Source organism: Arthrobacter sp. C9C5, from assembly GCF_013359735.1.
Taxonomy (GTDB): Bacteria; Actinomycetota; Actinomycetes; order Actinomycetales; family Micrococcaceae; genus Arthrobacter.
This window is the reverse complement of record NZ_JABFMX010000007.1, coordinates 1-21,439: the sequence shown is the minus strand read 5'-3', so window position 1 is coordinate 21,439 and position 21,439 is coordinate 1. Positions and strand designations below refer to the sequence as shown.

At 68.6% G+C, this 21,439-nt stretch carries 24 protein-coding genes and 3 tRNA genes; 8 read left to right on the top strand and 19 right to left on the bottom strand.

Annotated features, from left to right (window positions below; all coding sequences use genetic code 11):
• Positions 1-75: 75 nt before the first annotated feature.
• Genes HNO80_RS07055 through HNO80_RS07040 form a run of 4 tightly spaced genes read right to left on the bottom strand, consistent with a single transcriptional unit; the run spans position 76 to position 4,409 of the window.
• Positions 76-852, bottom strand: coding sequence for an enoyl-CoA hydratase (locus HNO80_RS07055; protein ID WP_175322139.1), 777 nt, complete (start codon positions 850-852; stop codon positions 76-78).
• Positions 849-1,811, bottom strand: a complete 963-nt coding sequence (gene mmsB / locus HNO80_RS07050; RefSeq protein ID WP_175322138.1) for a 3-hydroxyisobutyrate dehydrogenase — start codon at positions 1,809-1,811, stop codon at positions 849-851. The genes HNO80_RS07055 and mmsB overlap by 4 nt, the downstream gene beginning before the upstream one ends.
• Positions 1,804-2,910 (bottom strand): enoyl-CoA hydratase/isomerase family protein, encoded by a 1,107-nt coding sequence (locus tag HNO80_RS07045; protein WP_175322137.1) that lies wholly within the window; start codon positions 2,908-2,910, stop codon positions 1,804-1,806. The genes mmsB and HNO80_RS07045 overlap by 8 nt, the downstream gene beginning before the upstream one ends.
• Entirely contained in the window at positions 2,910-4,409 is a 1,500-nt protein-coding gene (locus HNO80_RS07040; RefSeq protein ID WP_175322136.1) for a CoA-acylating methylmalonate-semialdehyde dehydrogenase, read from the bottom strand. The genes HNO80_RS07045 and HNO80_RS07040 overlap by 1 nt, the downstream gene beginning before the upstream one ends.
• A 157-nt stretch (positions 4,410-4,566) precedes the next feature.
• On the opposite strand from HNO80_RS07040, the gene HNO80_RS07035 reads away from it, so the two are divergent.
• Positions 4,567-5,373 (top strand): exodeoxyribonuclease III, encoded by an 807-nt coding sequence (locus tag HNO80_RS07035; protein ID WP_175322135.1) that lies wholly within the window; start codon positions 4,567-4,569, stop codon positions 5,371-5,373.
• 31 nt (positions 5,374-5,404) lie between these two features.
• Positions 5,405-6,316 (top strand): DUF8083 family protein, encoded by a 912-nt coding sequence (locus tag HNO80_RS07030; RefSeq protein ID WP_175322134.1) that lies wholly within the window; start codon positions 5,405-5,407, stop codon positions 6,314-6,316.
• Between the two features lie 31 nt (positions 6,317-6,347).
• Here HNO80_RS07030 and HNO80_RS07025 read toward each other — a convergent pair whose 3' ends face one another.
• From HNO80_RS07025 to HNO80_RS06960, 14 genes are all read right to left on the bottom strand, one after another.
• Positions 6,348-7,445 carry a LacI family DNA-binding transcriptional regulator gene (locus HNO80_RS07025; RefSeq protein WP_175322133.1) on the bottom strand — a complete coding sequence of 366 codons (1,098 nt, stop codon included), beginning with the start codon at positions 7,443-7,445 and terminating at the stop codon, positions 6,348-6,350.
• 133 nt (positions 7,446-7,578) lie between these two features.
• A complete protein-coding gene (locus HNO80_RS07020) occupies positions 7,579-7,833 on the bottom strand; it encodes a hypothetical protein (RefSeq protein ID WP_175322132.1) in 255 nt (84 codons plus the stop codon).
• Positions 7,834-7,843: 10 nt separating this feature from the next.
• On the bottom strand, positions 7,844-8,734 hold the full coding sequence (locus HNO80_RS07015; RefSeq protein WP_175322131.1) for a carbohydrate ABC transporter permease: 891 nt from the start codon (positions 8,732-8,734) through the stop codon (positions 7,844-7,846).
• Positions 8,731-9,768, bottom strand: coding sequence for a carbohydrate ABC transporter permease (locus HNO80_RS07010; protein ID WP_175322130.1), 1,038 nt, complete (start codon positions 9,766-9,768; stop codon positions 8,731-8,733). Before HNO80_RS07010 ends, HNO80_RS07015 begins: the two co-directional genes overlap by 4 nt.
• Positions 9,769-9,774: 6 nt before the next feature.
• Positions 9,775-11,064, bottom strand: a complete 1,290-nt coding sequence (locus HNO80_RS07005) for an ABC transporter substrate-binding protein (RefSeq protein WP_175322129.1) — start codon at positions 11,062-11,064, stop codon at positions 9,775-9,777.
• 251 nt (positions 11,065-11,315) lie between these two features.
• A complete protein-coding gene (locus HNO80_RS07000) occupies positions 11,316-11,927 on the bottom strand; it encodes a hypothetical protein (protein ID WP_175322128.1) in 612 nt (203 codons plus the stop codon).
• A complete protein-coding gene (locus tag HNO80_RS06995; protein ID WP_175322127.1) occupies positions 11,924-12,610 on the bottom strand; it encodes a DUF6286 domain-containing protein in 687 nt (228 codons plus the stop codon). The genes HNO80_RS07000 and HNO80_RS06995 overlap by 4 nt, the downstream gene beginning before the upstream one ends.
• A complete protein-coding gene (locus tag HNO80_RS06990) occupies positions 12,607-12,975 on the bottom strand; it encodes a hypothetical protein (RefSeq protein ID WP_175322126.1) in 369 nt (122 codons plus the stop codon). The genes HNO80_RS06995 and HNO80_RS06990 overlap by 4 nt, the downstream gene beginning before the upstream one ends.
• Positions 12,972-13,163: a hypothetical protein gene (locus HNO80_RS06985; RefSeq protein WP_175322125.1), complete on the bottom strand. Its 192-nt coding sequence runs from the start codon at positions 13,161-13,163 to the stop codon at positions 12,972-12,974. Before HNO80_RS06985 ends, HNO80_RS06990 begins: the two co-directional genes overlap by 4 nt.
• The gene (locus HNO80_RS06980) at positions 13,160-13,618 is read right to left on the bottom strand and encodes an Asp23/Gls24 family envelope stress response protein (RefSeq protein WP_175322124.1); all 459 of its coding nucleotides are present in this window, start codon (positions 13,616-13,618) and stop codon (positions 13,160-13,162) included. The genes HNO80_RS06985 and HNO80_RS06980 overlap by 4 nt, the downstream gene beginning before the upstream one ends.
• Positions 13,619-13,729: 111 nt before the next feature.
• A complete protein-coding gene (locus HNO80_RS06975; protein WP_349627263.1) occupies positions 13,730-14,182 on the bottom strand; it encodes a hypothetical protein in 453 nt (150 codons plus the stop codon).
• A gap of 238 nt (positions 14,183-14,420) precedes the next feature.
• Positions 14,421-14,496, bottom strand: a tRNA-Phe gene (locus HNO80_RS06970).
• Between the two features lie 48 nt (positions 14,497-14,544).
• Positions 14,545-14,618: transfer RNA gene (locus HNO80_RS06965), tRNA-Asp, on the bottom strand.
• Positions 14,619-14,729: 111 nt separating this feature from the next.
• Positions 14,730-14,802: transfer RNA gene (locus HNO80_RS06960), tRNA-Glu, on the bottom strand.
• 197 nt (positions 14,803-14,999) lie between these two features.
• Here HNO80_RS06960 and HNO80_RS06955 point away from each other — a divergent pair.
• Complete coding sequence (locus HNO80_RS06955; RefSeq protein WP_175322122.1) at positions 15,000-16,034, top strand: PHP domain-containing protein; 1,035 nt, start codon at positions 15,000-15,002, stop codon at positions 16,032-16,034.
• A gap of 24 nt (positions 16,035-16,058) precedes the next feature.
• On the opposite strand, the gene HNO80_RS06950 is transcribed toward HNO80_RS06955, so the two are convergent.
• A complete protein-coding gene (locus tag HNO80_RS06950) occupies positions 16,059-16,661 on the bottom strand; it encodes a LysE/ArgO family amino acid transporter (RefSeq protein WP_175322121.1) in 603 nt (200 codons plus the stop codon).
• A gap of 68 nt (positions 16,662-16,729) precedes the next feature.
• On the opposite strand from HNO80_RS06950, the gene HNO80_RS06945 reads away from it, so the two are divergent.
• The 5 genes from HNO80_RS06945 (at position 16,730) to HNO80_RS06925 (ending at position 21,322) form a co-directional block, all read left to right on the top strand.
• Entirely contained in the window at positions 16,730-17,611 is an 882-nt protein-coding gene (locus HNO80_RS06945; RefSeq protein ID WP_175322120.1) for an ArgP/LysG family DNA-binding transcriptional regulator, read from the top strand.
• A gap of 135 nt (positions 17,612-17,746) precedes the next feature.
• The gene (locus HNO80_RS06940; RefSeq protein WP_175322119.1) at positions 17,747-18,766 is read left to right on the top strand and encodes a DMT family transporter; all 1,020 of its coding nucleotides are present in this window, start codon (positions 17,747-17,749) and stop codon (positions 18,764-18,766) included.
• A 10-nt stretch (positions 18,767-18,776) separates the two neighbouring features.
• Positions 18,777-19,232 (top strand): metallopeptidase family protein, encoded by a 456-nt coding sequence (locus HNO80_RS06935; protein WP_175322118.1) that lies wholly within the window; start codon positions 18,777-18,779, stop codon positions 19,230-19,232.
• A 29-nt stretch (positions 19,233-19,261) separates the two neighbouring features.
• Complete coding sequence (locus tag HNO80_RS06930; RefSeq protein WP_175322117.1) at positions 19,262-20,182, top strand: cation diffusion facilitator family transporter; 921 nt, start codon at positions 19,262-19,264, stop codon at positions 20,180-20,182.
• A gap of 243 nt (positions 20,183-20,425) precedes the next feature.
• Complete coding sequence (locus HNO80_RS06925) at positions 20,426-21,322, top strand: hypothetical protein (protein ID WP_175322116.1); 897 nt, start codon at positions 20,426-20,428, stop codon at positions 21,320-21,322.
• Positions 21,323-21,439: the final 117 nt, after the last annotated feature.

The window sequence follows — 21,439 nt, the reverse complement described above, 5'->3', positions numbered from 1 at the left end:
CTTTCCCTCCGCCCAGCCTGCGTGCATGACCGCCTCACTGTCGAAAATCAGAACGCTGCGGCCAGCAGGCGCCGCCTAACGGTGGGTGAAGTCGGGCTGCCGCTTTTCGCTGAAGGCCGCCATGCCTTCCTTCTGGTCCTCGGTGGCGAAGAGCGAGTGGAACACCCGGCGTTCGAACAGCACGCCCTGGGCCAGCCCGGTTTCGAAGGCCGCGTTGACCGCTTCCTTGGCCACCATGGCCACCGGCTTGGACTTGGAGGCAATCACTTCGGCGGCCTTGACAGCTTCCTCCACGACGTCGGCGGCCGGAACCACACGCGACACGAGCCCGGCGCGCTCGGCTTCCGCGGCGTCCATGAAACGGCCGGTGAGGATCATGTCCATCGCCTTGGCCTTGCCCACCGCGCGGGTGAGTCGCTGCGAGCCGCCCATGCCGGGGAGCACGCCGAGGTTGATTTCGGGCTGGCCGAACTTGGCGTTGTCCCCCGCAATGATGAAGTCGCACATCATCGCCAGTTCGCAACCGCCGCCGAGGGCGAAGCCGGAAACCGCCGCCACCACCGGAATGCGGAGCCGGGTGAAGTCCTCCCAGCCGCGGAACCAGTCGGCCGCGTACATCTCCATGTAGCCCTTGGACTGCATCTCCTTGATGTCCGCGCCAGCCGCGAAGGCCTTGGCCGAGCCGGTCACCACGACGGCGCCGACCTCGGGGTCGGCGTCCATCGCGGACACGGCGGCCACGAGCTCGTCCATGGTGGCCTTGTTCAGGGCGTTCAGCGCCTCGGGCCGGTTGAGCGTCACGAGCCCCACGCGGCCGCGGCGCTCCACCAGAATGTTTGCGTACTCGGTCATGCCTGTCCCCTCGGCTGATGTTCGGATTTGTCCCGGATGTCGGTGATGATGCCGGAGAAGTCCCGGCCGGCACCGCCTTCCGCGGCAAAGGTATCGTAAATTTCGGAGGCCAGCGGGCCCAGCCGGGCGGCGACGCCGGTGCTTTCGAGCGCGTTGAGCGCGAGCTTCAGGTCCTTGGCCATCAGCGCCCCGGCGAACCCCGGCTGGTAGTCGCGGTTGGCGGGACTTGTCGGAACCGGCCCGGGTACGGGGCAGTTGGTGGTGAGCGCCCAGCACTGCCCCGACGCGGCGGAGGCGACGTCGAAGAGCGCCTGGTGTGTCAGCCCGAGCTTCTCGCCGAGCACGAAGGCCTCGCTGACGGCGATCATCGAGACGCCCAGGATCATGTTGTTGCAGATCTTGGCCGCCTGCCCGGCGCCGTGCCCGCCGCAGTGGACCACGCGTTTACCCATCACCTCAAGCATCGGCTTGACGGCCTCGAAGTCCTCCTCCAGCGCGCCGACCATGAACGTCAGCGTTCCAGCTTCGGCCCCGACGACGCCGCCGGAAACCGGGGCGTCGACGGCCCGATGGCCGGCCGCGACCGCCAGGGCCGAGGCCTCGCGGGCCTCGTCAACGTTGATGGTCGAGCAGTCCAGGAACATGGTCCCCGGCGCCGCGGCGGCCAGCAGGCCCGGCCCACCATCCATGCCGCGGTAGGCGTCCAGCAGGTGTTTGCCGCCGGGCAGCATGGTCAGCACGACGGCGGCGCCCGCGACGGCCTCGGCGGCCGTGTCCGCGGTGGCAATCCCGTGCGCGCGGGCGGCTTCCAGCGCCGCCGGCACCACGTCGTAGCCGGTCACCGTGTAGCCGGCCTCGACCAGGTTCACGGCCATCGGGCCGCCCATGTGGCCCAGGCCGAGGAAGGCGATGGTGCCAAGGGCGGGTGCAGCGGTTTCCGACGCGGCGGTCTCAGACATTGTTCTTCTCCATGTTCGTCTCTGAACTCTTCGCCCGCGGTGACAGCTGTAGTTCACGCTCGCCCAGCGGCGCGAAGTAGGCCTCGACGTCGTCGCGGCTGACCTCGGCCAGGCTGGCTGGCTGCCAGTGCGGGGTGCGGTCTTTGTCCACCACCTGGGCGCGGATGCCCTCGCGGAAATCCGGGCCGGCCAGGAACCGCAGGCCCACCCGGTATTCCTGTTCCAGGGCTTCGGCCAGGCTGAGGCCGCGGGCGCGGCGCAGCGAGGCGAGCGCCACCTTGACCGCGGTGGGGGATTTGGCCGCGATGGTTTCGGCGACGTCGGTGGCCTCGCCGCCCACGGTCCGCAAGCGGTCAAGGATCTCCTCGGCGTCGTCGGACGAGTAGCAGGCGTCAATCCATTCCTGCTGGGCGGCCACAACGGACTGCGGGGCCGGTTCGGCGAAGCGTGCGACGGCGGCGTCCACCGGTTCGGCTTCCAGCGCCGCCGCCAGCTCGGCGAGCTCTCCGGAGGGCACGAAGGTGTCCGCGAGGCCCAGGAACAGCGCGTCGGCGCCGCTCAGATGCGCCCCGGTGAGGGCCGCGTGGGTACCGGTCTCGCCGGGCGAGCGGGAGAGCAGGAGCGTCCCGCCGACGTCGGGCACAAAGCCGATGGTGGTTTCCGGCATGCCCATCCGGGTGCGTTCGGTGACGATCCGGACCGAGCCGTGCGCGGAGATCCCCACCCCGCCGCCCAGGACCAGCCCGTCCATGAACGCCACGTACGGCTTGGGGTAGTCCGAGATCAGCAGGTTCAGCCGGTACTCGACAGCCCAGAAATCCGCCGTCGCGTCGCCGCCGCCCTGCATGTCCCGGTAGATGGCGACGATGTCCCCGCCGGCGCACAGCCCACGCTCGCCGGCGCCGCGGACCAGCACGGCGGCGACGGCGTCGTCGTCGGCCCAGAGGGTGAGCGTCTCCAGCATGGCCGCCGCCATGCCGGCGGTCAGCGCGTTGACGGCCTTGGGCCGGTTCAGCGTGATGACGCCGAGCCGGCCGCGGCGCTCAAAGAGGACCTCGGCGGATTCTTCGGCGGCCTCTTCGGAGGGCCGGACCGCCATCAGCTGCCTTCCGGCATCACGAAGCTGGCGCCCTGGCGGATGCCGGAGGGCCAGCGGGTGGTGACCGTCTTGGTCTTGGTGTAGAAGCGGAAGGCGTCGGCGCCGTGCTGGTTGAGGTCGCCGAAGCCCGACGCCTTCCAGCCGCCGAAGGTGTAGTAGGCGATCGGCACCGGAATCGGGACGTTGATGCCCACCATGCCCACCTGGACGCGGCTGGCGAAGTCGCGGGCGGCGTCGCCGTCGCGGGTGAAGATGGCCACGCCGTTGCCGAATTCGTGCTCGCTGCAGAGCCGGAGGGCCTCGTCGTAGTCCTCGGCGCGGAGCACGCTGAGCACCGGGCCGAAGATCTCCTCCTGGTAGATCTTCATGTCCTTGGTGACGTTGTCAAAGAGGGTCGGGCCCACCCAGAACCCGCCGTCGTAGCCCTCCACCTTGAGGCCGCGGCCGTCCGTAAGCAGGCTGGCGCCTTCCTCGACGCCGGCGGCGATGTAGCCCTCGATCCGCTCCTTGGCCGAGGCGGCCACGACGGGGCCGAAGTCCGAATCCTTGGCGAGGCTGTGGCCCACCTTGAGCCCGGCGATCCGCTCCTGCAGCTTCGCCACGAGCGCGTCGCCGGTGGCCTTGCCAACGGGGACGGCGACCGAGATCGCCATGCAGCGTTCGCCGGCGGAGCCGAACCCGGCGCCGATCAAGGCGTCCGCAGCCATGTCCAGGTCCGCGTCCGGCATGATCACCATGTGGTTCTTGGCGCCGCCGAAGCACTGGGCGCGCTTACCGTGCGCGGCGGCCGTGGCGTAGATGTACTGCGCGATCGGGGTGGAGCCGACGAAGCCGATGGCCTGGACGCGGGGATCCTCCAGCAGCGCGTCCACGGCCTCCTTGTCGCCGTTGACCACGTTGAACACCCCGTCCGGCAGCCCGGCCTCGGTGAACAGCTCGGCCAAGCGCAGCGGCACGGAGGGATCCCGCTCGGAGGGCTTGAGGATGAAGGAGTTGCCGGCAGCCAGGGCCGGACCGGACTTCCAGAGCGGGATCATGGCCGGGAAGTTGAACGGCGTGATGCCGGCGACGACGCCGAGCGGCTGACGCATCGAGTGGACGTCGACGCCGGTTCCGGCGCTGTCGGAGAACTCGCCCTTGAGCAGGTGCGGGGCGCCGGCGGCAAACTCGACCACTTCGATGCCGCGCTGGATGTCGCCCTTGGCGTCCAGGAAGGTCTTGCCGTGCTCGGAGGACAGCAGGGTGGCGAGCTCGTCCATGTTCTGGTTCACCAGGTCCACGAACTTCAGCAGGACCCGGCCGCGGCGCTGCGGGTTCATGGCAGCCCATTCCAGCTGGCCTTTCTCCGCATTGGCGATAACGTTGCGGACTTCCTCGGCGCTGGCCAGCGGAAGCCGGGCCTGCACCTCGCCGGTGCAGGGATCGTAGACATCGCTGAAGCGCCCCGAGGTGCCCTCCACGCGCTGTCCGCCGACGTAATGGGAAAGCTCACGAACCATGATGGAATGCTCCTTTGCATGTGACCTAGATCATCTCTGCACCCGAATATACTCGGACTTCCTACTAATCTCCAGAGTGGCAGGCCGCAGCGGCCTGCCCTGCCCGGCGCGTTCCGGCCGCGCCGCCGCCGGGCCAAGGAAAGGTAAATTAGGAACTGTGAAGATTGCTACCTGGAATGTGAACTCGCTCCGTGCCCGTGCCGACCGCGTTGAGGCATGGCTTCAGCGCACCGACTGTGACGTCCTGGCCATCCAGGAAACCAAGTGCAAGGACGACAACTTCCCCTGGGAACTGTTCGAGCGGATGGGCTACGAGGTCGCACACTTCGGTCTGAGCCAGTGGAACGGGGTGGCCATCGCCTCGCGGGTGGGGCTCGACGACGTCGAGCGCACCTTCATGAACCAGCCCGTCTTCGGCAAAGGCGGCAAGGACGAGGTGCAGGAGGCCCGGGCGATCGGCGCGACCTGCGGCGGGATCCGGGTCTGGAGCCTCTATGTCCCCAACGGCCGGGCGCTCGATGATGAGCACATGCCGTACAAGCTCAGCTGGCTGGACACGCTCCGCGCCCACGCCGAGGGCTGGGTCCAGGCCGACCCGGAGGCGCAGATCGCGCTGATGGGTGACTGGAACATCGCCCCGCGGGACGAGGACGTGTGGGACATCGACTACTTCCGCGCCGAGGGCCTGACGCACGTGAGCGAACCGGAACGCGCGGCCTTCCACGCCTTCGAAGACGCCGGGTTCACCGACGTCGTCCGCCCGCACGCGCCCGGGCCGGGCGTGTACACCTACTGGGACTACACCCAGCTGCGTTTCCCGAAGAAGGAGGGGATGCGGATCGACTTCGTCCTCGCCTCCCCCGCGCTGGCTGCCCGCGTCTCGGGAGCCTCGATCGACCGCGAGGAGCGCAAGGGCAAGGGCGCCTCGGACCATGCCCCGGTCATCGTGGAGCTGGCCGACTGATGGACGCCCGCCAGGGAAGTACAGGCCCGCGATGACGGGCAACCTCTACCGCGGCCAGGCCGGATTGCCGTTCTCCTCCACGCTCCGGGTCTACGAGCCGCTGGAGGCCTTCCCGGCCGAGCAGCAGGAGGCCCTGCGGACCGCCGGTGCCCGCGCGGAGTCCCGCGCCGCGGTGGAGAACGCCGAACTGCTGGCCTCCCTGGGCCGCATCACCCGCCCCGGCGGGGATCCCTTCCCCACCGGACAGACCGACCTGGTGCGCGTGCTGGCCGTCAGCGGGTCCGCCGGCGCCAGCAACGTCGCTGCCCGCAAGGCTGAGGAAATCGGCGACGGCGAGGTCCTGCCGGCCACGCTGCTGTACTGCCCGAGCCAGCTGGTGCTCCGCGCCGGGCTCGCCGCCAACGCCCTGATGGAGGGGATCCACGGCCCGCTGGCGCAGCTGCTGATCCCCGAGGAGCAGCGGGACCGGCACCAGGAACGCATCGACCAGGTGAAGGCGCGCGAGGGGATCGGCCGGGTCCACACCCGCGCGTCGACCTGGGGCATCCCGTTCAGCTGGTTCTGCCTGTTCCAGGAATCGGATCCCACGGACGTGGTGGAGTCCGGCGGCCGGATTGTCACCGTGCGCATCCGGGCGACCATCGGCGCCGCCCTGGGGCGGGTCCGGCACGCCGTCGCCCATCTGGCCCTCGCGGCCCCGGACCTGGACATGCTGGAGGACCTCACCCAGCTCACCGAGTGGCTGGAACTCTTCCACTCCGAGTCGGTCGTGGAGCTTGATTACGGCGCGGTGGCGGACAAGGTCTACCCGGACGATTCCCCGATGGACGTGCGGCTGGGGATCGAGTGCCTCGCCGAGGGTGACATGACCGGAGCGGCGGCCGCCTACCGTCGGCTTGCCTCCCGCTGGATTCCGATCCGGCAGCTGGCCCGCGCTTCCTGAGCCCGCGCCGCCGGCGCCGAACCCCGACCGCTTACGGCCGCCGGGATCCCTGGCCGGAAGTCGGGGCGAGCGGCACCGCAAGCAGCGGGGCCGCCGTCGTGTCCCGCACGATCAGCCGGTGCGGGGCCACCGTGGAACGCACGGCCCCGGCGATCCCGTCGAGCTCATCGAGCAGCATCTTGGTGCCGAGCTCGGCTTGCTCGTCGGGGCGCTGGCCGACGGTGGTGAGTCCGACGGCGGCGGAGAATTCGTGGTCGTCGATCCCCACCACGGACAGGTCCTCCGGAATCCGGACGCCCGCCCGACGGGCTTCAAAAATGACCCCCATGGCCATCTCGTCCGAGGCGCAGAAGATCGCGGTGGGCTTCGGTCCGGGGCTGTCCCACAGCCGCTTGAACGCGTCCTGGCCGCTGCGGACGGTGAAGTCGCCCCACTGGTCCCATTCTGGCCGGACGTCCAGCCCGGACTGGGCCATCACATCCTGGAACGCCTTGATGCGCACCCTGGGAACGTCGAAGTTCAGGTCTGTTTCGTCGTCGCCGTGCAGCAGGGCTATGTCCTTGTGGCCCAGGCCAACGAGGTGGCGCACTGCGGTGGCGGCGGCCTCGTAGTCGTCGATCCCGATGTAGGCGCAGCCCTCCACGTGGCCGCCCACGACGACCAGCGGGATGTCGATCTTCTGCAGGTGTTCGAGTTCCTCGCGGCTCAAGGCCATGCAGAGGACCAGGAGCGCATCGATTTGCTTGTAGACCATGGTCTTGCTGAACAGCCGCTCGCGGTGGCTGCCGTGTCCGCCCAGGTTGAACAGCGAGAGGTTGTATTGGCGGCCGTGCAGTTCCCGGTCCGCCCCTTCAATGGCCTTGGAGAAGAACCAGCGGCTCACGAAGGGGGCCAGCACCCCGACGGTCCTGGTGCGGCCGGTGGCCAGGCCCGACGCCGAGGAGGAGGCCACGTAGCCCAGCGCTTCCGCGATGACCAGGATCTTTTCCCGGGTCGCGGGAGAGACCCTGGGCAGCCCCCGGACGGCCCGGGAGACGGTGGCGGTGGAGACTCCCGCGGCGGCCGCCACGTCCTCGATACTGACGCCGGAGTGGCCGCCGCGTTGCGCCCTGTCAGTTGTCCGTGCCACCGTATCCCCTTGTCGGCTATCCGCGAGAAGCGCGGCTAGTGTGCCGCCCCCACGGCGCCGGTCCTTCCGTTCCTAGTTTCCAAGCCCCTGATACCCGGTGTCCCTATTCCAGGCCCGGGTATCAGGGCAGCCCTCAGCGCCGCCGGGTTGCCGTCCGGCCCGGCAGACGCCGTCGGAGCCGGATCATTCCATACAGGGCCAGCAGCGTGGCGAGCAGGCCCAGGGCCCAGCCGACTGCAGGCTGGGCGGTCACCTCCATCCAGACGGTGACCGCCAGCAGCACAACAGCCCAGAAGCCAAGGAATCCGATGATGATGTCGAAGTCCTCGCCCGAGCGCACCCTGCGGTGCGTGGGGTGGATCTCGCCCTGGTTCTGTCCGCCAGCCATCACAAGACCATCACTTGACGGCACCGGCCGTCAGGCCGGCCACAATCTTGCGCTGGAACACCAGCACCAGGATCACGAGCGGGATGGTCACGATGGTGCCAGCCGCCATGATCGCCGTGTAGGGGATCTGGTTGGGCTGCGCGCCGGCGAAGCTGGCAATCGCGACGGTGACCGGCTGGGTCGCGTCGGACGAGAGCTGGCTGGCGATCAGGAATTCATTCCATGAGGAGATGAACGCCAGAATGGCCGTCGTGAAGATGGCCGGCGCCGCGAGCGGCATGATCACCTTCCGGAACGCCTGGCCCTGCGTGCAGCCGTCCACCCGCGCCGATTCCTCGAGTTCCCACGGCATTTCGCGGAAGAACGACGTCATTGTGTAGACGGTCAGCGGCAGCACGAACGAGATGTTCGGGATGATCAGGGCCTGGTAGGTACCCATCCAGCCGATGTTGGTGAACAGCTGGAACAGCGGGGTGATGAGGGCAACGCCCGGGAACATCGAGGCCCCCAGGATGAAGCCCAGCACGAGGAACTTGAAGCGGAAGTTCAGCCGGGCTAGGGCATACGCGGCGAAGACGCCGATCAGCAGCGAGACCACGGTCACCACGACGCCGATGAACACGCTGTTGATCAGCGCCTGGCGGAAGTGGTTCCCGAATGACTCGTCGAACGCCGTATTGAAGTTGTCCAGCGTGACATGCGTCGGCAGGATCGAGGTGTCGTAGGTGAACCCCACGTCGCGGAACGCGGTCACCACCATCCAGTAGGCCGGGGCGAGGCACCAGACGAGGATCACCAGGGCACTGATGTAGGTCCGGCCCTGGGCCCACTTTTCCCGGTTCTGGGCGACCTTGCGCCCCCGGTCCTGCTGCGCGCGCAGCTCGGTCGCGGCGGTGGTCATTTCTTCCCCTTACTAGCGCCGGTCTGCTGCTCCACCACATTCGCGCCAAGGAAGCGCACGAAGATGAAGGCGACAAGGAAAATGATGATGAACGTGATGGTGGACAGTGCCGCCGCCACGTTGAAGCCCTGCCTGATCTGACTGATCACCAGGATGGACAGCGTGGTGGTGTTGTTCGCCCCGCCGGTCAGGATGTACGGCAGGTCGAACATGCGCAGCGCGTCGAGGGTGCGGAAGAGGATGGCCACCATCAGCGCCGGCTTCACCAGCGGCAGGGTGATCATCCGGAACCGCTGCCAGGCCGAAGCGCCGTCAACCTTGGCTGCCTCGTACACCTCGGCAGGAATCATCTGCAGGCCGGCCAGGATCAGCAGCGCCATGAACGGCGTCGTTTTCCAGACGTCGGCGATGATGACCGCCCACTTGGCCGGCCACTCGCTGCCGGTCCACAGGATGGTCGTGTTGAAGAGCTTGTTGGCGATGCCCTCAAACGCGAAGATGAACAGCCACAGCTTTGCAGTGACGGCGGTGGGGATGGCCCACGGCACCAGCACGGCGGCGCGGACCAGGCTGCGTCCCTTGAAGGTGCGGGCCATGATCATGGCCATCCAGAACCCGAGCACGGTCTCCAGGGCCACGGTCACGACGGTGAAGAAGAAGGTCGTGGCGGTCGCGGACCAGAACTGGGAACCCAGGGTCCCCGGCGGGCAGGCCACTGTGCCGCCGTCGGGCGACGTGCACTGCTGGGCGAGCCAGTTGACGTAGTTCGAGAAGCCGGCCGGGCCGCCCTCGGTGAAGAGGCCGGTGGCCGGATCCAGGCCGGCGTCGGCCTGGAAGGACATCACGATGGCGCTGATAATCGGGTAAACGATAACGACAGCCAGCGCGATGATGGTGGGGGCAAGCAGCCAGGACGCCCACCTGCCCTGGCTGGCGATGACGTTGTCCTCCCCCACCCCCTTGGGTGCGTGGTGGAGCTCGGTCCCGCCCGACGCCGGCTTCTTAACCGGCGTCGGGCCCAATTCAGTTGCCATTTTTGACTACTTTGACTGGGTTTCGATGGACTTCTGCATGTCCGACAGCGCTGCGTCCACTGCCTTCTCGCCCTTGATGGCCGGGTATGCGTTGTCCTGGATGGCCTTGGTAACGGCCGGGTAGAACGGGGTCACCGGACGCGGGACGGCGTTCTCAATCGAGGTCTTCAGCACCGGCAGGTACGGCAGCTTGGCGACCAGTTCCTTGTCGTCATAGAGCTTGGTCAGCACCGGAGCGAGTGAACCCTGGGTGGCGAAGAACTTCTGCGTTTCTTCCGTGGTGAGGAACTTCAGGAAGTCCAGCGCGGTGGCCTTGTTCTTGGAGTAGACGCTCATGCCGGCGCTGTGGCCGCCAAGCGAGGAGGCGCCGGGGCCGTCCTTGCCCGGGAGTGCGGTCATGCCCAGCACGTTCTTGACCTTGGAAGATCCTTCGGTGGTGGCCAGGTTGTAGACGTACGGCCAGTTGCGCAGGAACAGGAGCTTGCCGTCCTGGAACGCCTGGCGGGATTCCTCTTCCTTGTACGTGATGGCTTCCTTCGGGATGTTGCCGTCCGCGTAGGCCTTGGCGAGGTTGGCGAGGCCTGTCTTGGCTTCTTCCGTGTTCAGGCTCGGCTTGCCGTCCTTGTCCAGCACGGAACCGCCGAAGGAGTTGATCGCCTCGGAGGCGTTGACCGTGAGGCCCTCATACTTCGAGAACTGGCCGGCGTAGCATCCCATGTTCTTGGCCTTGGCGATCGAGCACATGCCCATCATTTCGTCCCAGGTCTTGGGCGGCGTGGGAACCAGGTCCTTGCGGTAGTACAGGATGCCGCCGTCGGAAGATTCCGGCGCGGCGTACAGGGTGCCCTTGTAGGACGCGGCGTCGAGGGTCGGCTTCAGCATTCCGGCCGTGTCGAGCGCCATCTTGTCCTTGAGCGGCTGCAGCCAGCCCTTCGCCGCGAACTCGGCGGTCCAGACGACGTCAACGCTGACCACGTCGTAGTTGGCGTTCTTGGCCTGGAAGTTCTGGACGAGGTCGTCGTGCTGCTGGTCGGCCTGGTCGGTCTGCTCCTTGAACGTCACCTTCTCGTTCGGGTGCGCGGCGTTCCACTTCTCGATCAGCGGCCGGACCACGTTGCTGTTGTCCTTGCCCTGTACGTAGGTGATGGGGCCGCGCCCGTCCAGGTTGGCTGCCGCGTCGCCGCCGCCCCCACCCGTGGTGCCACCGCCGCCGCCTCCCCCGCCTGCACAGGCCGAGAGGGAGAGGGCCAAGACACCGGCCGCGGCTACGGGAAGAAGGTAATTACGGGTTTTCATACAGGTGCTCCTCGCTGAGTACCGGCTGGACCGGTGGTGCAGTTGGTGTGGTGACCATCACACTAGCGACCCGGCGGTGAGGAATGCAAGCGTTTACATTAAACCTTTACGTAATGGAGACCGCCTGCGTCGGCGGTCTTTCCGCGAGTTGCCGCGGCCTTGCGGGGTTGGCATCCGGCTGGGGCCGGCGTTTCGGGTGGGGCAAATGTGTCCAAGAACTCACCGCTGGCCGCCCGAATCGCGGCGTGGGCTCAGCGGACGCGTTCGGCGCGGCCGAACCTGGACCGCGCGCCCGAACCGATGTGGATCAGCACCGGTGTGCGCTTCCCGATCACGGCGTCCAGGGCCTCCACCAGGGCCGAGACCTCGGCCGCCAGGATGTGCGGGGCGACGCCTTGGCGCGGCTGTACCCGGATCCGCAGGGCCGGCTCGCCGGCAAACTCGTAGGTGGCCACGGTGGCGCCTGCCAGGTCCGGCCGGTCGGCCAGCGCCGCCCGGAGGGCCTGTTCCGCCACGCCGCCGCCGATCCGGACATTGCCGGGCACTTCGCCGGCGTCGTCCTCGGCGACGAGCAGGTTCGCGCGGCCTTTGCCCTGTTGCGCCAGCCAAGCCACCATGACCCCGATAACGAGCAGCAGCAGGACCACCATGACGATCCACAGCCAGCTCTCCGTCCCTCCGGGGAAGCGGGTGCGGTCGAAGAGTCCGCGGGCACCGCCCCACATACCCGCCGACCAGGCCTGCCACCAGCGGCCGACGGCCGGGACGGTGGCCAGCAGGATCAGCAGGGTCCCGATCACGAGGAGCTTGGCGCCGAGGATGCCGATGAGGATCCGGTTGAGGATCCGCGGGGTGCCGTTCACGCGCCGATCACCCCCGAGGAGGCCAGGTTGACCCGGACCTCCGGCAGGGGCGAGAGTGCCATGTCCCGGAGCTCCGACTGCACGGCGGCCTGGACGTCCGTTGCGCGGAGCGGCACACCGGAGGTAGGCCGGACGTTGACCAGCACCTGCCGCCGGGACACCACCACCATCACCTGCTCCTGCGTCACGTTGGCGGCGAGCCGGGCGCGCCGCGCCAGCGCAGAGGCGATCACCTCGTCATCGACCACGACGGCGGCGCGCGGGTCGGCGAGCACGTGCCGGGCCCGCCGTCCGGGCAGCACCGCATTGAGGAAGAAGAAGAGTCCGGCCGCGAACAGCACCGCGCCGGTGACGCCGAGCAGGAGCGGCGGGACTCCGGCCGGGAGGGCGATCACCTTCTCCGCGGCGGTCTGCGGATCGATCAGCCACGGCGGCTGCCCGACGGCCCGCACCGCCGTTTCCAGCAAGGCGTAGACGCACAGCCCGATCACCAGGACTGCCGCGATGACGGCGGCGGGCGCCCGGGACGAGGTGGTCTCGCGGGCCAGCACCCGGTCCATTACGGCGCCCCCTGAGCCTGACCCGGGGCCGGCGGCGGGACCGGATCCGGCGGCCTGGGTGCCCGTGGCAGCGGCCTCCGGGGACCCGGCGTCGCCGTAGTGGCGTTCGGCGGCCTGGCTCACCGGACCCGCCCTCCGTCACTGACGCTGGCCCCGCTGATGCGGATGTCCACCCGGCTCAGCTGCGCACCGCTGAGCTCCGTCACGCGGCGCAGAATCTCTGCTTTCGCGGTCACCGCGCGGTCCCAGATGGGGCCGCCGAAGGCGGCCACCCGGGCCGGGTCCCGGAGCACCGCGGTGAGCGACGGGACGGCGATAGGCGTGACGAGCGACAGCGCCAGCAGGCCGTCGTCGTCGGCCCAGTCGGCCCGGACGTCCTGCGGCGGCACACCGAGCGCCTCCGCAGCGGCGGCGCGTGCCACGCTCGTGAGGGCCTGGGTGCTGATCCGGTTGTGTCCGGCCAGCAGCCGTCCGGCTGGGGCGCTCATGAGGAGGAACGCCGGCCCGTGAGGGCGTCGAAGACGCTGCGCAGGTCCAGTTTCCCTTCCGCTGCGCGGCCCAGCAGGGCTCCGACGGCCATGAACAGCAGGGAGCCGAGGAAGCCCCAGACTCCGAACGCGAAGGACATGAACGCCAGGAAGGCGCCGGCCGCAATGCCGACTACGGTCAGGTTCACTGCAGGGCCTCCCTCATGGGTCGCGCCTCGCCGGAGGCCGCGGGCTTGGGCGGACCGGGGACGAAGACGTCATGGATCTCGATGTTGACTTCAATGACCTGGAGGCCGACGAGCTCCTCCACGGCGGCATAGACAGCCGCCCGGATCTGGTCCGCCAAGGGATGCAGCGGGGTGCCGTAGAGCACCACGAGGTCAATGTCCACGGCCACCTGGGTCTCGCCGACCTCGGCGCGCACCCCGGCAGCGTGGTCCGAACTGCCGACCGCGTCGCGGATGGCGCCCAGGGCGCGGGAAGGCCCGGTGCCCAGGGAATACACGCCGGGGACGGCGCGGGCGGCGATGCCGGCAACCTTGGCGACGGCGGCTTCGGAAATCACGGTGCGGCCGGTCGCGGCACGGGCCGCCGCCGGCAGACCCACCTCGGGACCCGCGGACTGAGGATTCTGGTACTCCATCTGGCACTCCCCCTTCTCTTTGACACCACCCTAGCCCTTAGGGCCGAGGGTGGGGCCACATCCCCCGGATTTCCGAGCCGCTCCGAGCCTTGGAGCCATGTGCTCCAGGAGCTACTTGCAGTTCGCGGCAATCCAGCCGGTCACGGGAGCCATGGCGTCCTGGAATTTGCCGCTGGAGTAGACGGTCTGGTCGCTCAGGCCCGCGACGGCGACCTGGTTGAGTTTGGCGAAGTCGGCTTTGAGGCTGTCCGGGACGCGGTCAGCCGTGCGGCTGAGTTCGGCCTTGAGCTGCTCAAGTTCGGCGGTTTTGCCCTGCGCCGCCGAGAGCGGGAACAGCGAGGCGCCCGTGGCCTGCTCCGAAATCGTCTTGCAGGCCTCGGCCGCCGTCGGGAAGTCGCCATAGGGGCCGGAGGAGTTGGTGGGGCTGGGTGTTGCGGAGGCGGACGGTGCGGGGGCCGATGACGACGGCGGGGCCGCGGCTTCCGGCGCCGAGCAGGCGGTCAGCGCCAGGGCGGCGAGGAGGGCGGTCACGGTCAGCGGGCGTGCGGTATTCTTCAAAATCACTCTTCTGGTCGGACTTGCGCCGCGGACCCGTCCAGGGACGGTCCGCAACGATGGCGTTCTTCCCCAGCGTGCGAGTCTAGCCCTGAGTGTCGGTGTGTCCCCAACCGCGTATGCCGCCATCGAGCACCCATCGATTGCTCCATAAGGGCCTTTTTCACGCCCCAAAAGGGCACCTGCGGAGCAGTCGATGGGTTAAAGACGAAAAGCACCAGTTCGTTTATGAACTGATGCTTCCCAGTGGTGGCTCCGACCGGCGTCGATCCGGTGACCTTTCGATTTTCAGTCGAACGCTCTACCAACTGAGCTACAGAGCCTAGGTGACATGTCACCATGACGGCCGGAATTTCTTCTGGCAATCAGAGCGACCCTGACGGGACTTGAACCCGCGACCTCCGCCGTGACAGGGCGGCGCGCTAACCAACTGCGCTACAGGGCCTTGCTTGTACTGCTTTACTGCTGTTTCTTGCTGCTTGCCGTATCGCTACCGCAATTTTTCAAGGCCTTTAGCCTACCAGACTTTTTCATCCGGCCTGACCACTTCCTTGCGTACCCCCAACGGGATTCGAACCCGTGCCGCCGCCGTGAAAGGGCGGTGTCCTAGGCCGCTAGACGATGGGGGCCAGGACGCCATCCGGTAAAACCCACTGAAACAAGGGCAAAAATTAAGGGCCGAAGCCTTCCGTTTTTGTTCCCTTCGGGTTCCTCCGAACTGGACCTATAAAACTATAGGGCCAACTTCCGGAATCTCCAAAATCCACCCCACAACCCGGGAATAAGCTCTGGACAGGGCCCGTGCGGCTGTGCGGATGATGGTCAGATGGACGCCACCGCTGCCCTCAATGAGATCGCTTTCTGGCTCGAACGCGAACGCGCCACCACCTTCAAGGTGCAGGCGTTCCGCAAGGCGGCAGAGCTCATCGGCGGCTTCTCCCCCGCGGAACTGGCGGCACGGACGGCGGACGGCCGGCTGAAACGGATGAAGGGGATCGGCGACCGGACGTTTGAGGTGATTGCGCAGGCGGTCGACGGCGGCGTTCCCGGCTACCTTGCGGACCTGCGGGAACGCGGCGCCGAGCCCCTCGCCGCCGGCGGCCATGAACTGCTGGCGGACCTCCGCGGCGACCTGCACACGCACAGCGACTGGTCCGACGGCGGCTCGCCGATCGAGTCCATGCTGGACGCGGCCCGGATGCTGGGCCGCGAGTATCTGGCCCTGACCGACCACTCGCCCACGCTCAGGATCGCGAACGGCCTCAGCGCCGAACGCCTCACCGAGCAGCTGGATGTGATCGCGGGGATCGGCGCCGCGCGGGCTAGCACAGACCACCCACAGGTCCGGCTGCTCTCCGGCATTGAGGTCGACATTCTGGAGGACGGGACGCTGGACCAGGCGCCGGAACTGCTGGACCGTCTGGACATCGTGGTGGCGAGCGTGCACTCAAAGCTCCGCTCGGACAGCCGGACCATGACCCGGCGGATGCTGGCCGGGATCGAGGATCCGCACACCAGGGTGCTGGGCCACTGCACGGGCCGGCTCCTGAACGGCTCCCGCGGTACGAGGCCGCCCTCGGACTTTGACGCGAAGCGTGTGTTCGCGGCATGCGCGGCGAACGACGTCGCCGTCGAAATCAACGCGCGGCCGGAGCGGCAGGATCCCCCGGATGAACTGATCCAGCTCGCGCTCGACGCCGGCTGCCTCTTCAGCATCGACAGCGACGCGCACGCTCCGGGCCAGCTGGACTTCCTGCAGTACGGCGCGGAGCGGGCCGTCCGGAACGGCGTCCCCGCGGAGCGGATCATCACCACCTGGCCGGTGGATCGGCTCCTTGAGTGGTCGGGACGCGAACAGTAGGGACGGCCCAGGCGGGCGCGGCGCTCAGGCTAGCAACAACACGGCAAGGGTGATCATCACGACGGCGATTGCGGCGTCGAGCACCCGCCAAGCCGCCCGGCGCCGGAACAGGGAGGTCAGGAATCGCGCCCCCGCGCCGAGGGCGGTGAACCAGGCGATGCTTCCTAGGCCAGCGCCGGCCGCGAACCACCAGCGTCCGGACTCGCCGTGGGCGGCCGCGAGCGACCCAAGCAGCAAGACGGTGTCCAGGTAGACGTGCGGGTTCAGCCAGGTGAAGGCCAGGCAGGTGGCCAGCACGGCCGCCCTGCTGCCCGGGGGCTTGTCCCCGGGCAGGTCCAGCTGTTCCCCGCGGACCGCGCGCCGGGCCGCGAGGGCTCCGTAGACGAGCAAAAACGCGGCCCCCGCCCACTTGATCACCACGAGGGCGGCGGGCGCCCGGTCCAAGAGGACGCCGATGCCGGCGACGCCCAGCACGATCAGCACCAGGTCCGATACGGCACAGACAGCCACCACCATGGCCACATGGGAGCGCTGGATGCCCTGGCGGAGGACGAAGGCATTCTGCGCGCCGATGGCGACAATGAGCGACAGGCCGGCGGAGAGGCCGGAAAACAGGGGAAGGATCACCCTTCGACGGTAAGCGCCAGCCAAATATGAAGCCAGCTAATCTTTCTGATGCCACATAAGATTGGCTAATGATGGACATCTCCCCCGAGCAGGCCCGCACGCTGGCTGCCATCGTCACGCACGGAAGCTTCGACGCCGCAGCCGTCCACTTATCCGTGACCCCCTCGGCCATCAGCCAGCGGATCCGTGCCCTTGAGGCCGCCGTCGGCCGCCCCGTGCTCACCCGGGCCCGGCCGGCAGGACTCACGGAGTCCGGCCAGGCGGTGGTGCGGTTTGCCCGGCAGCTGGAGCTCCTCTCCGCAGACCTCGCCGAGGAGCTGCAGCCGGAGGAACCGCACGGGCGGACGCGCCTGACCCTGGTGATCAACAGCGACTCCCTGCACACCTGGGCGCTGGCCGGACTGGCCGCGGTGGCGGGAAGGGTCCAGCTCGAGATTCTCCGCGAGGACCAGGACTATTCGCTGGAGCTCCAGCGCAGCGGCGCTGCAGCCGCTGCCATCACCACCACGGCCGAGGCGGCGCCCGGCTGCACCTCACGGCGGCTGGGTGTCATGCGCTACCTGCCGGTCTGCACCCCCGGCTTCGCCGCCCGGTGGTTTCCCGGCGGCGCCACGGCGGATGCCCTCGCCGCCGCCCCGGTCATCGTTTTCGACCGCGAGGATGATTTGCAGGACCGATACCTCCGGTCGGTGAGCCGTACGGCACTGAAGCCGCCCCGGCATTACATTCCGGCCGCCCACGAGTTCGGCGAAGCCATCCGCTGGGGGATGGGCTGGGGGCTGCTCCCCGAAATCGAAGTATCGGAGGAACTGCAGCGCGGCACGATGGCCGCCCTGGATCCCGCGGCGCACGTGGATGTTCCGCTGCACTGGCAGCAATGGCGGCACGGATCGGCCGCACTTGAGGAGGTCGCGGCCGCCATCCAGGCCGCCGCCCGCCCGCTCCGGTGAATCAGGGCCGGTGAGCAGGGCCGGTGAATCAGGGCCGGGCGCGGCGCTGGGGCTGGCTGCATTTTGGCAGTAAACCGACTAGACCTGACCGATTTCCGCCAGCTGCCTGGCCGCCGCACGGGCTAGATTGGCAGCATGGCAACAACAGCCGAGACAGGCTCCCCCTCCCCGGACAGCACGCATCCTGACAGCACCGACGATGCGGCCTCGCATGCCGCCCCGCCCCCCGCAACGCGGCCAGCCCTTCGGCCAGGGCAGATCAGCGGGCTCGGAATCGCCGCCGTCGTGGTCACCGTGGTGCTCTGGGCGTCGGCCTTCGTGGGCATCCGTGCCGTCGGGCCCAGCTTCTCCCCCGGGCCGCTGACCCTGGGACGCCTCGCCGTGGCCGCCGTCGTCCTTGGCCTCGTGGTGCTGCCAAAGTTCCGCAAGGCCGCAGTGTTCCCCAAGGGCCGCGAGTGGTGGCCCATCCTGGCCTACGGCGTGATGTGGTTCGGCGGGTACAACGTTGCCCTGAACGCCGCCGAACACATGCTCGACGCCGGCACCGCGGCCCTGCTGATCAACGTCAATCCCATCCTCGTCGCCGTGATGGCCGGGATCATCCTGAAGGAAGGCTTCCCGCGCTGGCTGATCATCGGCAGCCTGGTCGCGTTCGGCGGCGTGGCGGTGATCGCCCTCGGTTCCGGCCAGCGCTCGACGGCGGACGTCGCCGGCGTGCTGCTCTGCCTGCTCGCGGCCGGCCTCGCGGCGGTGAGCGTGATCGTGCAGAAGCCGGTGCTCCGGAAGTTCCCCGCGGCCCAGGCCACCTGGTTCGGCATCATGGTGGGCGCCGTGTGCTGCCTGCCCTTTAGCGGCCAACTCGTCGCTGAACTGCACGCGGCGCCGCTGCCCGCAACGCTGGGGCTGGTGTACCTCGGCGTCTTTCCCACTGCGATCGCGTTCACCACCTGGGCCTACGCGCTCTCCTTGATCGACGCCGGACGGCTTGCCGCCACCACCTACCTGGTGCCCGGGACCACCATCCTGATCTCCTGGCTGGTGCTGGGTGAGATCCCCACCATCTGGGGCCTGGTGGGCGGCGTGATCTGCCTCGCCGGTGTCGCACTGACCCGGCGCCGTTCCCGGCCGCTGCAGGGCGCACCGGCCAGGGCATAGAGTTCCCGGTATGCCCGCATCCCTCCCACCCGGCCTGCCGATCGTGCCCAGCGGGAACGACGACGACGGCCAAAACAACCTCGACGGCCACCACGGACCGTTCCCGATGTCCGAGGACGAATTCGAAGCCGCGGTGGGCGACGCCCTGGACCGGATCCCGCCGGAACTGGCGAAGACCATGGACAACGTGGCGGTCTTCATCGAGGACGACTACACCCCGCAACCGGGCGAGGACCCGGACACGGTGCTGCTGGGCCTCTATGAGGGCGTGCCGCTGACCGAGCGGGATTCTTGGTGGGACGCAGGCTCGCTGCCGGACCGGATCACCATCTACCGCCAGCCGATCCTGGACCTCTGCGCCTCCCGCGAGGACGTGGTCGAGGAAGTGACGGTCACCGTGGTCCATGAGATCGCACACCATTTCGGCATTAGCGACGAGCGGCTGCACGATCTCGGCTGGGGCTAGCCGCCTCCGGTGGGACTAGCCTTGGAGGCATGGGACACGACCACAGCCATTCACACGGGATTACGGCGACCGGGAGGCACCGCAAGCGCCTGATCGCCGTGCTGGGCATCACCCTGTCCGTGGTCCTGATCCAGGTCGTGGGCGCCCTGGTCTCCGGCTCGCTGGCCCTGCTGGCCGATGCCGGGCACATGCTCTCCGACGCCGCCGGCGTCTTCATCGCGCTGCTGGCGGCCTGGATTGCCGCGCGGCCGGCGAGCGATGCGAGGACCTACGGCTACCAGCGGGCGGAGGTCCTGGCCGCGCTGGCCAACGCGCTGGTCCTGATCGTCATTTCCGTGGTCATCTTCACCGAGGCCATCCGGCGCCTTGGCTCGGCTCCCGAGGTCCACACCGACGTCATGCTTTTCGCCGCCGTCCTGGGCGCGGTCGCCAACCTGGTCTCGCTGTTGATCCTCCGCGGCGCCCAGAAGGAAAGCCTCAACGTCCGCGGCGCGTACCTGGAAGTCCTGGGCGACCTGTTGGGCTCCTTCGCCGTCATAGTCGCCGCTATCGTCATCATGGTCACCGGCTACCAGGCCGCGGACACCATCGCCTCGATCCTGATCGCGCTGATGATCCTGCCCCGGGCCTGGCACCTCCTCCGGGACGTCGTGGACGTGCTCCTTGAAGCCACTCCCAAGGGCGTGGACGTCCAGATGATCCGCGAACATATCCTGGCCGTCGACGGCGTGGTGTCCGTCCACGACATCCACATCTGGACCATCACCTCGGGGGTGCCGGTGTTCTCCGCACACGTGGTCGTGGAGGACGCGGCGCTGGGCGCCCGCGGCGCCGACAGGGTGCTGGACAAGCTGGTCGCCTGCCTGGGCTCGCACTTCGACACCGAACATTGCACCTTCCAGCTCGAACCGGCCACCCACGCGGAGCACGAGGCGCACCAGCACGCCTGACCGGCCGGCGCAGCGCTGTAAGGGTCCATCTGCCGCGCCCCGGCCACCCGCCGGGGAGCTCGACACGCCGAGGCGAATGTGACCAAATGACATTGTTGTTGTTTATGTTATTGATGTTACTCCTGTTGCCAAAGTGGTATTTGGCACGTAGCCTCGTCCCTGCTGGGCGATCCGCAGAGGGGCTTTTTCATGCGCCAATTTCAGACCTCGCTCGCGCCAGCCTGACTGCAGCGAGGTTTTTCCATGAGTTGGACCGGACCCGGCGGCAGGGCCGCCGCCCTGTGCACCGCCGTCGTGCTGCTCGGAACGCTAGCGATCCCCGCCCAGGCCGCGCCGGCCGCCACGAAGTCCGTCCCCGGCCTGAGGATGCCGGCCACGCCGGAACTCCCGACGCCCGGTGAGATCGCCGCGGCGAAGGCCAGCGAAGGCGCGACGGCGGATCAGGTCAACCGGATCGACCGGATCCTGGCGGACGCTTCCGCGGCCAAGGAGGCCGGCCTGGCCACCTCGCTCGCCGCCAACAACGCCTACGCCGATGCCCTGGTGGAACTCCAGATCCGGCGGGATGCCGCCGAACTGGCGGAAGCCAAGGCCGCGGCCGCCGAGTCTGAGCAGAAAAAGGCGCGCACGCTGATTGGCCAACTCGCCGGTGATCTTTACCGCAATGGCGGCATGACGCCGGCGCTCGGCAGCCTTGTCGGCGGGAACGGCGAGGCGCTGCAACAGGCCGCCACGCTGGAGGCGGTGGCCGCCAGCCGCACCCGCGCATTCCAATCAGCAGAGACCGCCGCTGCCGCCGCCCAGTCGTCGAAGGATGCCGCCGCCGAGGCCGACCGCGCCGCCGATGATGCTGCCCGCACCGCGGAATCCCGCAAGGCCGACGCCGGAACGCGCCGACGCGGACAGGCAGAAAGCAGTGTCAGAGGCCGCGGAGCAGCGGACGGTCCTGGTCGGCCAACTCGCCACCCTTCGCAACACCACCGTGGCACTCGAATCAGCGCGGGTGGATGCACTGGACCGGCAGCGCCAGCAGGCACGGCTCGCGGCATTGACACGGGAAGCGTCGCCCACCGGACAGCCTGCCCGGGCAGCGCAGCCGGCGCCGGCCACCCCGGACCGACCGTCCGGCACAACGCCTAGACCGCCCGCCCCGCCGGCCTCAGCCGCGCCGCGGCCGGCCCCCACCGTCCCTGCGCCACGAGATCCGGCGCCACGAGATCCGGCGCCCGTCCCGCCGCCCCCGGCTCCTCCCCAGGC

Bases quoted from the DNA above. Each gene is read 5' to 3' on its own strand.
- HNO80_RS07020 (WP_175322132.1), bottom strand. From the start codon at position 7,833: ATGGCTGGCGGACAGAACCAGGGCGAGATCCACCCCACGCACCGCAGG.
- HNO80_RS06955 (WP_175322122.1), top strand. From the start codon at position 15,000: ATGGACGCCACCGCTGCCCTCAATGAGATCGCTTTCTGGCTCGAACGC.
- HNO80_RS07005 (WP_175322129.1), bottom strand. From the start codon at position 11,064: ATGAAAACCCGTAATTACCTTCTTCCCGTAGCCGCGGCCGGTGTCTTG.
- mmsB (WP_175322138.1), bottom strand. From the start codon at position 1,811: ATGTCTGAGACCGCCGCGTCGGAAACCGCTGCACCCGCCCTTGGCACC.
- HNO80_RS06990 (WP_175322126.1), bottom strand. From the start codon at position 12,975: ATGAGCGCCCCAGCCGGACGGCTGCTGGCCGGACACAACCGGATCAGC.
- HNO80_RS06925 (WP_175322116.1), top strand. From the start codon at position 20,426: ATGAGTTGGACCGGACCCGGCGGCAGGGCCGCCGCCCTGTGCACCGCC.
- HNO80_RS07015 (WP_175322131.1), bottom strand. From the start codon at position 8,734: ATGACCACCGCCGCGACCGAGCTGCGCGCGCAGCAGGACCGGGGGCGC.
- HNO80_RS07055 (WP_175322139.1), bottom strand. From the start codon at position 852: ATGACCGAGTACGCAAACATTCTGGTGGAGCGCCGCGGCCGCGTGGGG.
- HNO80_RS07045 (WP_175322137.1), bottom strand. From the start codon at position 2,910: ATGGCGGTCCGGCCCTCCGAAGAGGCCGCCGAAGAATCCGCCGAGGTC.
- HNO80_RS06980 (WP_175322124.1), bottom strand. From the start codon at position 13,618: ATGGAGTACCAGAATCCTCAGTCCGCGGGTCCCGAGGTGGGTCTGCCG.
- HNO80_RS07040 (WP_175322136.1), bottom strand. From the start codon at position 4,409: ATGGTTCGTGAGCTTTCCCATTACGTCGGCGGACAGCGCGTGGAGGGC.
- HNO80_RS06940 (WP_175322119.1), top strand. From the start codon at position 17,747: ATGGCAACAACAGCCGAGACAGGCTCCCCCTCCCCGGACAGCACGCAT.
- HNO80_RS07030 (WP_175322134.1), top strand. From the start codon at position 5,405: ATGACGGGCAACCTCTACCGCGGCCAGGCCGGATTGCCGTTCTCCTCC.
- HNO80_RS06930 (WP_175322117.1), top strand. From the start codon at position 19,262: ATGGGACACGACCACAGCCATTCACACGGGATTACGGCGACCGGGAGG.
- HNO80_RS06935 (WP_175322118.1), top strand. From the start codon at position 18,777: ATGCCCGCATCCCTCCCACCCGGCCTGCCGATCGTGCCCAGCGGGAAC.
- HNO80_RS06945 (WP_175322120.1), top strand. From the start codon at position 16,730: ATGATGGACATCTCCCCCGAGCAGGCCCGCACGCTGGCTGCCATCGTC.
- HNO80_RS07010 (WP_175322130.1), bottom strand. From the start codon at position 9,768: ATGGCAACTGAATTGGGCCCGACGCCGGTTAAGAAGCCGGCGTCGGGC.